Annotated in this window: 11 protein-coding genes; 6 read left to right on the plus strand and 5 right to left on the minus strand. The window is 64.5% G+C overall.

Features of this window, described 5'->3' with window-relative positions; all coding sequences use genetic code 11:
- Positions 1-51 precede the first annotated feature (51 nt).
- Positions 52-918: a transcriptional regulator HexR gene (gene hexR / locus AC25MA_RS09520; RefSeq protein WP_023630201.1), complete on the minus strand. Its 867-nt coding sequence runs from the start codon at positions 916-918 to the stop codon at positions 52-54.
- A gap of 103 nt (positions 919-1,021) precedes the next feature.
- Between hexR and zwf the strand changes: the two genes are divergently transcribed.
- The gene (gene zwf / locus AC25MA_RS09525) at positions 1,022-2,464 is read left to right on the plus strand and encodes a glucose-6-phosphate dehydrogenase (protein ID WP_028689995.1); all 1,443 of its coding nucleotides are present in this window, start codon (positions 1,022-1,024) and stop codon (positions 2,462-2,464) included.
- Here the strand turns inward: zwf and AC25MA_RS09530 are convergent.
- The gene (locus AC25MA_RS09530) at positions 2,461-5,337 is read right to left on the minus strand and encodes a putative bifunctional diguanylate cyclase/phosphodiesterase (protein WP_288519406.1); all 2,877 of its coding nucleotides are present in this window, start codon (positions 5,335-5,337) and stop codon (positions 2,461-2,463) included. The two genes, zwf and AC25MA_RS09530, sit on opposite strands and share 4 nt — an antisense overlap.
- 239 nt (positions 5,338-5,576) lie before the next feature.
- Here AC25MA_RS09530 and uvrD point away from each other — a divergent pair, with 239 nt between their 5' ends.
- The 3 genes from uvrD (at position 5,577) to AC25MA_RS09545 (ending at position 9,429) form a co-directional block, all read left to right on the plus strand.
- Positions 5,577-7,760, plus strand: coding sequence for a DNA helicase II (uvrD, locus tag AC25MA_RS09535; RefSeq protein ID WP_028689997.1), 2,184 nt, complete (start codon positions 5,577-5,579; stop codon positions 7,758-7,760).
- 299 nt (positions 7,761-8,059) lie between these two features.
- Positions 8,060-8,908: a Tim44 domain-containing protein gene (locus tag AC25MA_RS09540; RefSeq protein ID WP_062360080.1), complete on the plus strand. Its 849-nt coding sequence runs from the start codon at positions 8,060-8,062 to the stop codon at positions 8,906-8,908.
- 113 nt (positions 8,909-9,021) lie between these two features.
- Positions 9,022-9,429, plus strand: coding sequence for an SMI1/KNR4 family protein (locus tag AC25MA_RS09545; protein WP_028689999.1), 408 nt, complete (start codon positions 9,022-9,024; stop codon positions 9,427-9,429).
- A gap of 143 nt (positions 9,430-9,572) precedes the next feature.
- Here the strand turns inward: AC25MA_RS09545 and AC25MA_RS09550 are convergent, their stop codons facing one another.
- On the minus strand, positions 9,573-11,333 hold the full coding sequence (locus AC25MA_RS09550) for a cation:proton antiporter (RefSeq protein ID WP_028690000.1): 1,761 nt from the start codon (positions 11,331-11,333) through the stop codon (positions 9,573-9,575).
- A gap of 326 nt (positions 11,334-11,659) precedes the next feature.
- On the opposite strand from AC25MA_RS09550, the gene AC25MA_RS09555 reads away from it, so the two are divergent.
- Positions 11,660-12,145 (plus strand): acyl-CoA thioesterase, encoded by a 486-nt coding sequence (locus tag AC25MA_RS09555; protein ID WP_023629682.1) that lies wholly within the window; start codon positions 11,660-11,662, stop codon positions 12,143-12,145.
- Here the strand turns inward: AC25MA_RS09555 and pdxY are convergent.
- Positions 12,142-13,014: a pyridoxal kinase PdxY gene (gene pdxY, locus AC25MA_RS09560; protein WP_197865979.1), complete on the minus strand. Its 873-nt coding sequence runs from the start codon at positions 13,012-13,014 to the stop codon at positions 12,142-12,144. The genes AC25MA_RS09555 and pdxY overlap by 4 nt on opposite strands.
- Positions 13,015-13,134: 120 nt before the next feature.
- On the opposite strand from pdxY, the gene AC25MA_RS09565 reads away from it, so the two are divergent.
- Positions 13,135-13,527, plus strand: a complete 393-nt coding sequence (locus AC25MA_RS09565; protein ID WP_023629680.1) for a DUF3301 domain-containing protein — start codon at positions 13,135-13,137, stop codon at positions 13,525-13,527.
- Here the strand turns inward: AC25MA_RS09565 and AC25MA_RS09570 are convergent, their stop codons facing one another.
- Entirely contained in the window at positions 13,528-14,502 is a 975-nt protein-coding gene (locus AC25MA_RS09570; RefSeq protein ID WP_062360078.1) for a CobW family GTP-binding protein, read from the minus strand. It abuts the gene before it with no gap.
- Positions 14,503-14,548 lie beyond the last annotated feature (46 nt).

The following is a 14,548-nucleotide window of genomic DNA, read 5'->3' on the forward strand; positions in this document are numbered from 1 at the left end:
TTTACCGTTTTGCGGTGAAATAGTGACGAAATGATGAAATCTGCGTATCGCTCAGTCGTCGGTGGCCTTGATCGACTTGGGCGACAAACGCAGGCTGCGCAAGCTGCGCTTCACGCTCTTGAGGTGGTTGACCAGGCTCGGCCCGCGGGCCATGGCCACGCCCATGGCCAGCACGTCGATCACCACAAGGTGAGCGATGCGCGAGGTCAGCGGGGTGTAGATCTCGGTGTCTTCATGCACGTCGATGGCCAGGTTGACCGTCGACAATTCGGCCAGCGGCGTCTGGCTCGGGCACAGGGTGATCAGGTTGGCGCCACTTTCACGCACCAGGTTTGCGGTGATCAGCAGGTCCTTGGAGCGCCCCGACTGCGAAATGCACACCGCCACGTCGCCCGGCTTCAGGGTGACCGCCGACATCGCCTGCATGTGCGGGTCGGAATAGGCCGCAGCGCTGAGCAGCAGGCGGAAGAACTTGTGCTGGGCATCGGCCGCCACCGCGCCAGAAGCACCAAAGCCGTAGAACTCCACGCGCTGGGCCTGGGCCATGGCGGTCACCGCCTGCTGCAGCGCCTGCGGGTCGAGGTGCTCGCGCACCTCCATCAGCGTGTGCAGGGTGGTGTCGAAGATCTTCAGGCTGTAGTCAGCGACCGAGTCGTCTTCGTGAATCGCGAACTGGCCGAAACTGGCGCCAGCGGCCAGGCTCTGCGCCAGCTTGAGCTTGAGATCCTGGAAACCCGAACAGCCAATCGCCCGGCAGAAACGCACGATGGTCGGCTCGCTGATCCCCACGCTGTGCGCCAGGTCGGCCATCGAACTGTGCATGACGGCAGCCGGATCGAGCAGCACATGGTCGGCCACTTTGAGTTCCGATTTGCGCAGCAGGTGCCGCGATTGGTCGATATGTTGCAACAGATTCACGGGCTGGACTCGGTTATGATCGGCGTGCCGGGATGTAGCTTTCTTGTAGTTATACTACATGCTTGCCAACCCGCCCAGCTAAACGAACGTGGAGAGTGGTGGTTTGACGATTCCTTGCGACATCCTGGTTTTCGGCGGCACGGGCGACCTGGCCCTGCACAAACTGCTTCCCGCGCTTTACCACCTGTATCGCGAGGCCCGCCTGCACAATGCCGTGCGGATCATAGCCCTGGCCCGGCGCCACCTGTCGCGCAACGACTACCTCAAGCTCGCCGAGCGCCATTGCCGGGCGCAGATCGCCCGCCAGGACTTCGACGAGGACGTCTGGCAGCGCTTCTGCGCACGCCTGGACTACTTCCCCATGGACGCCGCGCAGAGCGCCGACTTCGGCCGCCTGGCCCGCTACCTGGGCGAACCCGGCGGTTTGACCCGCATCTACTACCTGGCCACCGCGCCCAAGCTGTTCGTGCCCATCGCCAACCACCTGCGCATCGCCGGCCTGGCCGACAGCGAGGCGCGCATCGTGCTGGAGAAGCCCATCGGCCATTCGCTGGAGTCGGCCACCGCGATCAACGAGGCCATCGGCGCGGTGTTCAGCGAACCGCAAGTATTTCGCATCGACCACTACCTGGGCAAGGAAACCGTGCAGAACCTCATGGCCCTGCGCTTCGCCAATGCCCTGCTGGAGCCGGTGTGGCGCAACGGCCAGGTCGACCATGTGCAGATCAGCGTCTGCGAGACCCTTGGCGTGGAGAACCGTGGCGCCTACTACGACCGCGCCGGCGCCACCCGCGACATGCTGCAGAACCACCTGCTGCAATTGCTCTGCCTGGTGGCGATGGAGCCGCCGGCGCAGTTCGAGGCCGAGGCGGTACGCGACGAAAAGGTGAAGATCCTTCGCGCGCTCAAGCCCATCACCGGCCAGGACGTGCAGGACAAGACCGTGCGCGGCCAGTACGGCGCCGGCAAGATCGGCGGCCAGGAAGTGCCGGCCTACTACTTCGAAAAGGACGTGGACAACGACAGCGACACCGAGACCTTCATCGCGGTACAGGCGCACATCGACAACTGGCGCTGGGCCGGCGTGCCGTTCTACCTGCGCACCGGCAAGCGCATGACACGGCGCTCGTCGCAGATCGTCATCCAGTTCAAGCCGGTGCCCCACGAGTTGTTCAGCGGCGGACAGGTCAACCAGTTGCTGATCCAGCTACAGCCGGAGGAGCACATCAGCCTGCGCATGATGACCAAGAGCCCGGGCAAGGGCATGCGCCTGGCGCCGGTCGAACTGGACCTGAACCTCGCCCAGGCCTTTGCCCAGACCCGCCGCTGGGACGCCTACGAGCGGCTGCTGCTGGATGTGCTGGAAGGCGACTCGACGCTGTTCATGCGCCGCGACGAGGTCGAGGCCGCATGGGCCTGGATCGACCCGATCCTGCAGGGCTGGGAGGAACACTTCCAGGCGCCACGCCCCTACCCCGCCGGCAGCAATGGCCCGGAACAAGCCAACAGCCTGCTGACACGCCAAGGCCAGGCCTGGCATTTTTAGCGCAACAGGTCGGCCGTCGAGCGATCAAGCAACGCGCGGAACGAGGTCGCGTCCACCGGCCGGCTGATCAGGTAGCCCTGCACCTCATCACAACCATGCTCGCGCAGGAACTGCAGCTGCTCGCGGGTTTCCACCCCTTCGGCCACCACTTTCAGTTGCAGGCTCTTGGCCATGGCGATAATCGCCCGGGTAATGGCCGCGTCCTGTGAGCCTTCGAGCAGGCCGCGGATGAAGGCCTGGTCGATCTTCACGTAGTCGACCGGGAAGCGCTTGAGGTAGCTCAGCGACGAATAGCCGGTGCCGAAGTCGTCGATGGCCAGCTTCACTCCCAACGCGTGGAGCTGCTCGAAGGTGGTGATGATGTGCTCGACGCTGTCCAGCAGCTGGCTTTCAGTCAGTTCCAACTCCAGCAGGTGCGGCGCCAGGCCGGACTCCTGCAGGACCTGGCGCACCAGGCTGACCAGCTTGCCTTGGCGCAGCTGATACACCGACAGGTTGACCGAAACGCGCACCTCCAGGCCCTGGCGCAACCATTCGCACGCCTGCCAGCAAGCCTGGCGCAGCACTAACTCACCCATGGGCGCGATCAGCCCGGTCTCTTCGGCCAGCCCGATGAACTCGCTGGGCGGCACCATGCCCCACTCGGGGTGCTGCCAGCGCACCAGCGCCTCGGCCGCGTGCAACTGGCCGGTGCGCAGGCACAGCTTGGGTTGGTAGTAGACCAGTAACTGGCGATCGTCGATGGCCTTGCGCAGCTGGTTCTCCAGTTGCAGGCGTTCCAGAGTGCTGGCGCGCAGGCTCTCGGTGTAGAACTGAAAGCTGTCGCCGCCCAGGTGCTTGGCGTGCTGCTTGGCCATGTCGGCCTGGCTGACCAGGGCATTGAGGTCCTGGGTGGCGTCGGACAACAGGCTGATGCCCACCGACGCACTGATCACCACCTCGTGTCCGCCGACGCGCTGGGGCACGCGCAGCTTGTCGAGCAGCCGGGTGGTGACGCGCACCAGGCTCGACAGATTTGTGTAGCCGTCAAACAGCACGGCGAACTCGTCGCCGGACAGGCGCGCCACGGTGTCGGCCTCCGGCACCGCGTTGGCCAGGCGCTGGGCCATCTTCTTGAGCAACTGGTCCGCCAGTTCATGGCCCAGGCTTTCGTTGAGCAGCTTGAAGCGGTCCAGGTCCACATGCAGCAGCGCCAGGCTGCGGCCGTTCAGGCGCATGCGCTGCGCCGCCTCGTGCAAACGCAAGCGGAAAAGTGCGCGGTTGGCCAAACCGGTGAGGTCGTCGTAATGCGCCAGGTAGCGCAGGCGCTCCTCGGATTCGCGGCGTGCGGACAGGTCGGTGAAGAAGCCGACGATATTGACGATTCGTCCCCGAGGGTCATTCACGCTGTTCAGTTGCAACCACTGCGGGTAGAGCTCGCCGTTCTTACGCGCCTCGACCAGCTCGCCCTGCCAGTGGCCCTGCTGCTCCAACGCCTGGTCGATGGCCTGGCTGTGGCGGCGGGCATCGCGGCTGCAGGGCAGCTCCAGGGCGTTGCGGGCGATCAGCTCGGCCCGGCCGTAGCCGGTGACATCGCAGAAGGCCTGGTTCACCGCCAGCAACTGGAAGTCCGCGTCGAGAATGGCGATCCCTTCGCTGGCCGCCTCGAACACCGTCGCGGCCAGGCGCTGCTGCTCTTCCTGTTCCTTGCGCGCGGTGATGTCGCGGCGGGTGCCGAGCATGCGCAGGACCTTGCCCTGGCCATCGGACTCCACCGCCCGCCCGCAGTCCTCGATCCAGCACCAGTGCCCCTGGGCGTGGCGTACCCGGTACTCGACCCGGTAGTCCTCGGTGCGCCCCTTGAGGTGCTCGACCAGCGTGCGTCGCAGCACGGGCAGGTCGTCGGGATGCAGCCGCGGCTTGAGGTCGGCGCGCACCGAGCGTACCTGCTCCGGATCCAGGCCGAACAGCGCATGCAACTGGGTGTGATGGACCTCGTCGGTTTCCAGATTCCAGTCCCACAGCCCAAGTTCGCTGGCCTGCAAGGCCAGGGCCAGGCGCTGCTCGCTCTTGCTCAGGGCCTGGTTGGCCAGGTCCAGCTCATGACTGCGTTGGGCCACGCGCTGCTCGAGGCCGGCATGGGCCTTGCGCAGGTCGTCCTCGGCCCGTCGCCGTTGGGCGATCTCTGCATTGAGCTGACGGTTGAGGCCCTCACCATGACGCTGGGCGTTCTGCAGGTGCTCGATCAGCGCCTGGTTCTGGAAGCGGCGCAGCAGGCCGCGCTCGATCAGGCGATTGACCTGCCAGGCCACCACCATCAGCGCCACCAGCAGGATCAGCCCCAGCCAGCCCCAGCCGCGCTGGTGTCCGGCATCATAGACGAATAGAAACGCGATCGGCGGCAGCAGGCACGGCAGGGCGAAGCTGAGAAACGCCGGCAGGCTGACCGCGTAGGCGACACTGGCCGACAACGCCGCCGCGCCGAGCAGGCCGAAGACCCAGGCCTGCTGCACGAAGTTGTCCGCCGGCGCCAGGGCGATCACCGCGCAGGCCAAGGTCAGGCCACTGAACGCCGAGCCGAGCAGGAACATGCGCCGCCAGGTCGGCTTGGCCTGGCGCGCCGGCGTCGCCGCGTCGAAGGCCGCCACCTGGATCACCCGAAGCGCCACCAGCGCCACCAGCCAAGCCATCCAAACCCCGACCAGCAAATAGCGCGCAGGGCTCCACAGCAGCCAAGCGCAGAGCAGGCCGTTGAGCAACATGAACAAGGTGGGCAGCAACGAGCCCTGGTACAGCAGGCGAGTACGCTCGATCGACAGCTGGGTGGCGAATTGCCTGCGAACGCTCCTTGTCGTCTCCGGCGATGCTCCGATCGCCGCGCAATCCTGGGTCATATTGGCTGGGTTCTTTTGTCTTCTTGTTATGGCTGACCGCAAATGTGCAGGGAGCATACACAAGCACCGCGTCGGACCAAACTGCTCTGCGTCATGATTTCGAAAATGTCTGCTGCGTCCAGGTCTGACCGCTCAACCACGGGTACCGGACAAGTCCACCGATGAACGGTCGCGCGCCCATCCGGCGATTTGCGTCCGGGGCGTTTGCCCCTGCCTTCGCACGGCCATAGAATGCCCGGATGCATAATGACGACCTCTCCCTCCTGCTGAACTCCCTCAACGACGCTCAACGCCAGGCCGTGGCGGCCTCGGTGGGGCGCCAACTGGTGCTGGCCGGCGCCGGCTCGGGCAAGACCCGCGTGCTGGTGCACCGCATCGCCTGGCTGATCCAGGTCGAACAGGCCTCGCCGCACTCGATCCTGTCGGTGACGTTCACCAACAAGGCCGCGGCGGAAATGCGCCAACGGATCGAGCAACTGCTGGGCATCAACCCGGCTGGCATGTGGGTCGGCACCTTCCACGGCCTGGCCCACCGCCTGTTGCGGGCGCACTGGCAGGAAGCGGGGCTGGCGCAGAACTTCCAGATCCTCGACAGCGACGACCAGCAGCGCCTGATCAAGCGGGTGATCCGCGAGATGGGCCTGGACGAGCAGAAATGGCCGGCGCGCCAGGTCCAGTGGTTCATCAACGGCCAGAAAGACGAAGGCCTGCGCCCACGGCACATCCAGGCCAGCGGCGACCTGTTCCTGGCCACCATGCGTGACATCTATGTCGCGTACGAGCAGGCCTGCGATCGCGCCGGGGTCATCGACTTCTCCGAGCTGCTGCTGCGTGCCCTCGACCTGTGGCGCGACCACCCGGACCTGCTCAAGCACTACCAGCGCCGCTTCCGCCACCTGCTGGTGGACGAGTTCCAGGACACCAACGCCGTGCAGTACGCGTGGTTGCGCCTGCTGGCCTCCGGTGGCGACAGCCTGATGGCGGTGGGCGACGACGACCAGTCGATCTACGGCTGGCGCGGCGCCAAGATCGAGAACATCCACCAGTACACCGCCGACTTCCCGGACGCCGAGCTGATCCGCCTGGAGCAGAACTACCGCTCCACCGGCGGTATCCTCAAGGCTGCCAACGCCCTGATCGCCAACAACAGCGGGCGCCTGGGCAAGGAGCTGTGGACCGACATGGGCGAGGGCGAACCGCTCACGCTCTATGCCGCGTACAACGAGCACGACGAGGCGCGCTACGTGGTCGAGACCATCGAAAGCCTGGTCAAGCAGGGCAACGCGCGCAGCGAGATCGCCATCCTCTATCGCTCCAACGCCCAGTCGCGGGTGCTGGAAGAGGCCCTGCTGCGCGAACGCATCCCCTACCGCATCTATGGCGGCCAGCGCTTCTTCGAGCGCGCCGAGATCAAGAATGCCATGGCCTACCTGCGCCTGCTCGAAGGTCGCGGCAACGACGCGGCGCTGGAGCGGGTGATCAACGTGCCGCCACGGGGCATAGGCGAAAAGACCGTCGAGGCCATCCGCGACCACGCCCGCCACAGCCAGCTGTCGATGTGGGAAGCCATGTGCCAGCTGCTCGCCGCCAAGGCCCTCAAGGGCCGCGCCGCCAGCGCCCTGGGCGCGTTCATCGAGCTGCTGGAGAACCTCGCCGCCAAGGTGCTGGACATGCCGCTGCACCTGATGACCCAAACGGTCATCGAGCAGTCCGGGCTGATCGTCTACCACCAGGAAGAGAAGGGCGAGAAAGGCCAGGCCCGGGTGGAAAACCTTGAGGAACTGGTCAGCGCGGCGCGCAACTTCGAAACCAGCGACGAAGACGCCGACCTCTCGCCATTGTCGGCGTTCCTCGGCCACGCCTCGCTGGAGGCCGGCGACACCCAGGCCGACGAGCACGAGGACAGCATCCAGCTGATGACCCTGCACAGCGCCAAGGGCCTGGAGTTCCCGTACGTGTTCCTGGTGGGCATGGAGGAAGGCCTGTTCCCTCACAAGATGAGCCTGGAAGAGCCCGGCCGCCTAGAAGAGGAGCGCCGCCTGGCCTACGTGGGCATCACCCGGGCCATGCGCCAGCTGGTCATGACCTACGCCGAGACCCGCCGCCTGTATGGCAGCGAGACCTATAACAAGGTGTCGCGCTTCGTCCGGGAGATCCCGGCCGGGCTGGTGCAGGAGGTGCGCCTGTCGAACACGGTCAGCCGCCCGTTCGGCGGCGCGAAGACGCCGGCCAGCAGCCTGTTCGCCAACGCCAGTATCCCGCAGACCGCCTTCAGCCTCGGCCAGCGGGTGCAGCATGCGGTGTTCGGCGAAGGCGTGATCCTCAACTTCGAGGGCTCCGGCGCCCAGGCACGGGTGCAGGTGAACTTCTCCGAGGGCAGCAAGTGGCTGATGCTGGGCTACGCCAAGCTGGAAGCTATCTGACCGAATCGAACGACACGCCCCTGTAGGAGCAGCCTTGCGTCGCGAAAGGGACGCGCAGCGGCCCCAGATTCCGAGCCACCATTGAAATTGCTGGGGCTGCTGCGCAGCCCTTTCGCGACGCAAGGCCGCTCCCACAGGGGGCGGTTTCCCAGCTCAAAGGGCTGGGCGATCACCTACAGGTGAACGCATAGATCCGGTCAGTCAGGCAAAAGCTCGAAACATCTTGTCGCTGGCTATGTCTGTCAGTTCATGTGCACCATGACGCGCGTGCAATCCACACAAACGGGAATCCCCATCTTATGCAACGTTTTCTTAGCATCGCTCTGGCGCTCTGCGTCGGCCTGACGCTGAGCCTCGACGCCAACGCCAAGCGCTTCGGTGGTGGCAAGAGCTCGGGCTCCGCGCCTATCCACCAGACCCGCCAGGCCACCCCGACCACGCCTGCCGCCGCCCCGACCGCTCCTGGTCGCGCACCAGCCGCCGCCAGCGGTGCCTCGCGCTGGCTGGGCCCACTCGCCGGCCTCGCCGCCGGTGGCCTGCTGGCCTCCATGTTCATGGGCGACGGCTTCGATGGCATGCAGATCCTCGATTTCCTGATCATGGGCCTGATCGCCTTCCTGGTCTTCCGCTTCATCGCCGCGCGCCGTCGCCAGCAGCAGCCGCAACACGCTGCCGCCGGCCACGCCCCGTACCAGCGCGAAGCCCAGCCGCAGGCCGCCCCGCAGTCGATCTTCGGCGGCTCCGCCGCGCCGGTCGCCTCGCCTGTGATCAACGCCCCGGCCTGGTTCAACGAAGCCAGCTTCCTGTCCGCCGCCCGTTCGCACTTCCAGTCGCTGCAGCAGCACTGGGACGCCAACGAGATGGACAAGATCGCCGAGTTCGTCACCCCGCAGATGCTCGAGTTCCTCAAGCGCGAGCGTGCCGAGCAGGGTGAAGGCTTCCAGTCCACCTACATCGACGACCTCGATGTGCAACTGGACGGCGTCGACGAGCGCGCCGACCAGACCGACGCCACCCTGACCTTCCGTGGCGTGTCGAAGACCTCGCGCTTCGACCAGGGCGAAGCCTTCAGCGAAAGCTGGCACATGGTTCGCGCCCATGGCGAAAATCAGCCTTGGCTGCTGGCCGGTATCCGCCAAAACGGTTAACCGTCGCACGTTGCAGAAAAAACCCCGGGCCTGTCCCGGGGTTTTTGCTTTTGCCAGAGCGGCCTACTAGGGTATAACGCGCAGCGTTGTCATAAGGTCAGAGGATGTGAACCGTGGAAGAAGTGATCGAACAACTCCGTGAAGCCAACGAGCCGGTACCGGTGCCGCTGGAACTGCCGGACGAGGATCAACTGGTCGAGATCGAGGAAGAGCTGTTCATCAACATCCCGTTCGTGTTCAAGGAATACCTGCTGACCGTCAGCGACGTGGTGTATGGCAGCCTCGAGCCGGTGACCGTGACCGATCCGCAATCCCACACCTACCTGCCGGAAGTGGCGGCCAACGCCTGGGACGCCGGCGTGCCTCGCGACCTCATTCCCATCTGCCAGGACGGTGACGACTACTACTGCGTCGAAGAGGACGGCACCGTTGTGCTGTGGTCGGGTGAAGAAGAAATCGTCACCGAGGAAAGCTGGGAATCGGTCTGGCACTGGGCACGGGATGTCTGGCTGGAAAGCTGAATGAGAAATACCCGCATAAAGTGATGGCTTATCGCTACCCATCACTCGTAGAATCGCCAGGCTCTCTGCGCCTGGCGACACTGCTACCGCTCCATCCCCTCGGACGACGGTGAAATCTTGCGCAGAAAGCGTTAGCCGCCTGCTCAGTGCGAATGATCGCGGCTGTTCTCCAACGTCTCCAGCAACGCCACCTGCATCCGCGTATGCACCCGGATCAGCCAGCGCCACAGCAGCGCCACCACCACTGCCGCCACCACGACGATGACCAGCAGCAGTTCGCTGGTCGGCAGGATGCTTGCCGACAAGGCCGACAGCAGCAGGAAGATCACCAGCAGTGACAGCAGCGGAATCACCTCGGCGATCACCCGCCGTACCCGCTGGGTATGCCGCCCTGCCATCTCGGGTTTGACGCCCATCTCCGCCAGCAACATCGACAGCGCCTTGAGCTTGCGATACGCCGCGATCAGGAACGGCAGCGACAGCAGCAATGCCGCTCCCCAGATCAGCGCCTTCTGCTGGCCGGCATCCGCCACCCACTCGCTCAACCAGTTACCGATGCGCCCGGCGAAATAACCGCCACTGAAGAAGATCGCGATCACCAACGCCAGGTTTACCCCGACCTGCAGCAGAATGCGTCGGATCATCGCCGCCAGCATGGCCCCCTCGCCCTGCGGCTGGATGCTGCGCAACCATTCGCCGTACAGCGACAGCACCCGTGCCACGCGGCTCGGCACCACCTTGCCCAGCCTGATAGACAACGGATCGGCGGCACGGATCAGGTACGGCGTCAGCAAGGTGGTGATGGCCGACACCGCCACTGCGACCGGATAGAGAAAGTCGCTGGTGACCTGCAAGGTCACCCCCAGGGCGGCGATGATGAAGGAGAACTCGCCGATCTGCGAAAGCCCCATCCCCACGCGCAACGAGGTGCGCCCGTCGTTGCCGGCGATAAACGCGCCCATGCCGCAGGAGAGCATCTTGCCCAGTACCACCGCCAGGGTGATGACCACGATCGGCCAGGCGTACTCGACCAGGATCGACGGGTCGATCATCAGGCCGATGGCGACGAAGAAGATGGCGCTGAACAGGTCGCGAACTGGCTCGATCAGCCGTTCGATCTTCAGCAACTGGCGCGACTCGGCCATGATCGCGCCGATCAGGAAGGCACCGAGCACCATGCTGTATTCGAGCTTGACCACCAGCAGGCAGAAGCCAAAACACAGGCCCAGCACGGTGATCAGCAGCATCTCGTTGCTTTCGAATTTCGCCACGTAGGCCAGCAGCCGCGGCACCAGCAGGATGCCGATGACCAGTGCGACGATCATGAACAGCGACAGCTTGCCCACGGTGGAGAACACTTCGCCGGAACTCACCGAGCCGCTGACGGCGATCCCCGACAGCAGCGCGATGATGCCGATGCCGAGGATATCCTCGACGATCAGCACGCCGAAGATCAGCTGGGCGAAACGCTCGTTTTTCATCTTCAGGTCGTTGAGCGCCTTGACGATGATGGTGGTCGAGGAGATCGCCAGGATTGCCCCGAGGAACAGCGAATCCATGGTGTTCCAGCCGAACCAGCGACCGATCTCGAACCCGATCCAGATCATCAGGACGATTTCCAGGAACGCCGCGATGAAAGCCGTGGCGCCAACCTTGAACAGCTTGCGCAGGCTGAACTCCAGGCCTAGGCAGAACATCAAGAAGATCACCCCAAGTTCGGCCAGCGTCTTGATGGTGTCTTCGTCGTGGATCAGACCGAACGGCGGCGTGTGCGGGCCGATGATGAAGCCGGCGACGATGTAGCCCAGCACCACCGGCTGCTTGAGGCGATGGAAGAGGATGGTGACCACCCCGGCAACCAGCATGATCACCGCCAGGTCCTGGATGAAGCTGATGGCATGCATGGCGTGATACTCCTTGTTTTCGGTGCACGGGGCGAACCGCTCCTCTGCCGGACGATCCTTCGGCGCGGAGCAGGCACATACTGTTGTGATAGAGGCAAAAGCCCACGTTGCATGGGCGTCGTCAGGTTAACATCGCGCCTTGCCACAAAATGCCGATGCAATATGCAGAAACAGATCGGCCGATTCGACACCGCCGATGGCAAAATTGGCGTGACGATGGAGCGTCAGCCGACGTCCCGTACCAGGATGGGAAACCTCAACGAGGGGAAACAGAAGTGTCTGCAGATACCCGCCCCGAATCCGTGCAAATTCACCGTGAGCTCTCTATGGAACCTGGAAACGCCCAGCTGACCATGACCGTCCTGATGACACCGGACATGGCCAACTTCTCTGGCAACGTACACGGCGGCACCCTGCTCAAGTACCTCGACGAAGTCGCCTATGCCTGCGCCAGCCGCTATGCCGGCACCTATGTGGTGACCCTGTCGGTGGACCAGGTGATCTTCCGCGAACCGGTGCATGTCGGCGAGCTGGTGACCTTCCTGGCCTCGGTCAACTACACCGGCAACACCTCGATGGAGGTGGGCATCAAGGTGGTCACCGAGAACATCCGCGAGCGCTCGGTGCGCCACTCCAACAGCTGCTTCTTCACCATGGTCGCGGTGGACGACGACCGTCGCCCGGTGAAGGTACCACCGCGCCAGCCGCAGAGCAGCGAGGAGAAGCGCCGCTTCCTGCAGGGTCAGCAACGCCGTCAGATCCGCCAGGAGCTGGAACAGCGCTACCAGAACCTCAAGACTGATTCGATCTAACAGAGCAAACGCTGCGCCTCGAAGCGCACCCGCGGGTGGGCGATGCGGTCCTGGGCTCGCACCAGTTGCAGTTCATAGCGGGTGCAGGCCTGGGTTTCCAGCAGCACTTCATGCACGGCGGCGGCGGTGAACTCGAAAGCCTGTAGCCAGTCGTCGCCCAGTAGCACGCGGGCGAGGAACAGCCCGGAGGTCAGGTCGCCCACCCCCACCGGCTGGCGTGGGAAGGCCAGCAAAGGCCGGCGCAGGTGCCAGCTGGCATCGCGGGTCACCAGCAGCATCTCGAAGGCATCGTCCGCCCGCTGTGGATAATTCAGGTGCTTGACCAGTACCACCTGCGGCCCGCGCTCCAGCAACCCGCGCGCCATGCCCACGCAATCTTCCAGCGACTGCGCGCGACGGCCACAGAAGCTGTCCAGCTCGAGCTGGTTCGGGCACAGGATATCGGCCTTGGCGACCGCCTCCTCGAGCAGGAACTCGCTGACATCCGCCGGCACGATGCAGCCCTTCTCGGCATGCCCCATGACCGGGTCGCACAGGTACAGGGCCTTGGGATTGACCGCCTTGATCCGCTCGACGCCGGCCAGGATCGCCCGCCCCTGCTCGGCACTGCCCAGGTAGCCCGATAACACCGCATCGCAATGGCCCAGCTCACCGATATTGGAAATGCCTTCCACCAACGCGGGAATTTGCGCTGGGGCAAGCACTTCCCCGGCCCACTGTCCATACTGAGTATGGTTGGAGAACTGTACGGTGTTGAGCGGCCAGACGTTGACCCCGACCCGCTGCATGGGAAACACCGCGGCGCTGTTGCCGGCGTGTCCAAAGACCACGTGGGACTGAATGGCGAGCAGGTGCGGTGTACGTTTCATGCGGGACGATTCCGAAACTGTGTGAATAAGTGTGCGGCCCGCAGTATGAACCCGATTGCCATCTGTACGACAGGCCAGAGACGCAGTTAAGCTGGATCGACCTGTCTGGAGCTTACGCAAATGCTGACCCTGGAAAACCTCTTCGTCCTGATGCTGGTGGCGACCGCAGGCGCCTGGCTGTGGCACAACCACGGGCTGCGCGAAAAGGCCCTGGCACGGGTCAAGCAGCATTGCGCCAAGCTCGACCTGGAACTGCTCGACGACGCCGTGGCGCTAAAGCGCATCGCCTTCGTGCGCGACGCCAATGGCAGGAAGCGCCTGGCGCGCATCTACAACTTCGAGTTCACCGTCACCGGTGAACAACGCCACCCCGGGACCGTCACCCAGTTCGGCGCTCACACCATGCAGATCGAACTCGCGCCCTACCCGTTCGAGATCAAGACCCCGCCGCGTACCGACAACGTTATCGAAATGCAGCAGTGGCGCCAGGAGCACAACCGCTGGCGCAATTGATCAACGGATCAGCGGGCAGCCGCCGAAGGCCGCTTGCAGGGCCTGCAAGGGCTGCGGCTGATCGAAAATCAGCTCGATGCGCGAGTCCTTGCGCCATTCGCTGGAACGCCATTCCAGCGTCCCGCCTTCAAGGCCATTGAACGACTGCCAGCCTTCGGTGCTGTGGATAACGCCCTTCGCCCGGCGCCACGGCCATTGTTCAAGAACACCGCGCAGCACGGCCGCGTCGAGGCATTGGTCGGGATGCCAGCGCCAGCCGATGCTCCAACCTCCCTCCCCCTGCTGAAAATGGCAGATCGGCTGTCGTGGATCGGTCCACAGGGTGGGCAACGGCACTGCATCGTTATCCACAGGCAGGCGGCCATGGTCGACTGTACCTGCCGCCACGAGGGTTGAAACAGGCAATGCAGCAAGCGGCAGTGTCCCGTGGTCCGTCCAGCGCGCCGGTATGGCGGGTAGTGATGCAGTTATCAACAAGCGTGCGGCTTCATCCACAACGCTCGCCTTGTTGAACACCAGCAACCCCACCTTCGTCAGTGCCTGGTGCTGAGCCTCAGGCAGGACGTCACCCCGGGACAGGGCCGCGGCATCCAGCACCATCAGCATTGGCTGCACCGACAGTACGCCAGTCCAAGGTGCGCGTCCCAGTTGTTCCAGCAACTCGACCGGGTGACCGAGGCCGGACGGTTCGATGAAAAGGCGGTCCGGGCGCGCCTTGCGCAGCAAGCGGCCAAGCCCCACTTGGAACGGTGCGCCATTGACGCAGCACAGGCAGCCTCCCGCCACTTCACCGATGGCGATGCCCGCCTCGTCGCGGCTGAGCAAGGCGGCATCGAGGCCGATCTGACCGAACTCGTTGACCAGCACGGCCCAGCGCTCGCCGGCTGGACGCTGGTCCAGCAGGTGGCGGATCAGGCTGGTCTTGCCGGCGCCGAGGGGGCCAGCGATCACATGGGTGGGAATGTTCTGCAGCATGGCTCGGTATCGGGATGGCTTGATGGCAGTCTATACCGCCGGGCCC

This window comes from Pseudomonas sp. P65(2024), assembly GCF_057480955.1.

Coding starts and splice junctions, on each gene's coding strand:
- AC25MA_RS09555 (WP_023629682.1), top strand. CDS start 11,660: ATGGAACCTGGAAACGCCCAGCTGACCATGACCGTCCTGATGACACCG.
- pdxY (WP_197865979.1), bottom strand. CDS start 13,014: ATGAAACGTACACCGCACCTGCTCGCCATTCAGTCCCACGTGGTCTTT.
- uvrD (WP_028689997.1), top strand. CDS start 5,577: ATGCATAATGACGACCTCTCCCTCCTGCTGAACTCCCTCAACGACGCT.
- AC25MA_RS09530 (WP_288519406.1), bottom strand. CDS start 5,337: ATGACCCAGGATTGCGCGGCGATCGGAGCATCGCCGGAGACGACAAGG.
- AC25MA_RS09550 (WP_028690000.1), bottom strand. CDS start 11,333: ATGCATGCCATCAGCTTCATCCAGGACCTGGCGGTGATCATGCTGGTT.
- AC25MA_RS09565 (WP_023629680.1), top strand. CDS start 13,135: ATGCTGACCCTGGAAAACCTCTTCGTCCTGATGCTGGTGGCGACCGCA.
- AC25MA_RS09570 (WP_062360078.1), bottom strand. CDS start 14,502: ATGCTGCAGAACATTCCCACCCATGTGATCGCTGGCCCCCTCGGCGCC.
- AC25MA_RS09540 (WP_062360080.1), top strand. CDS start 8,060: ATGCAACGTTTTCTTAGCATCGCTCTGGCGCTCTGCGTCGGCCTGACG.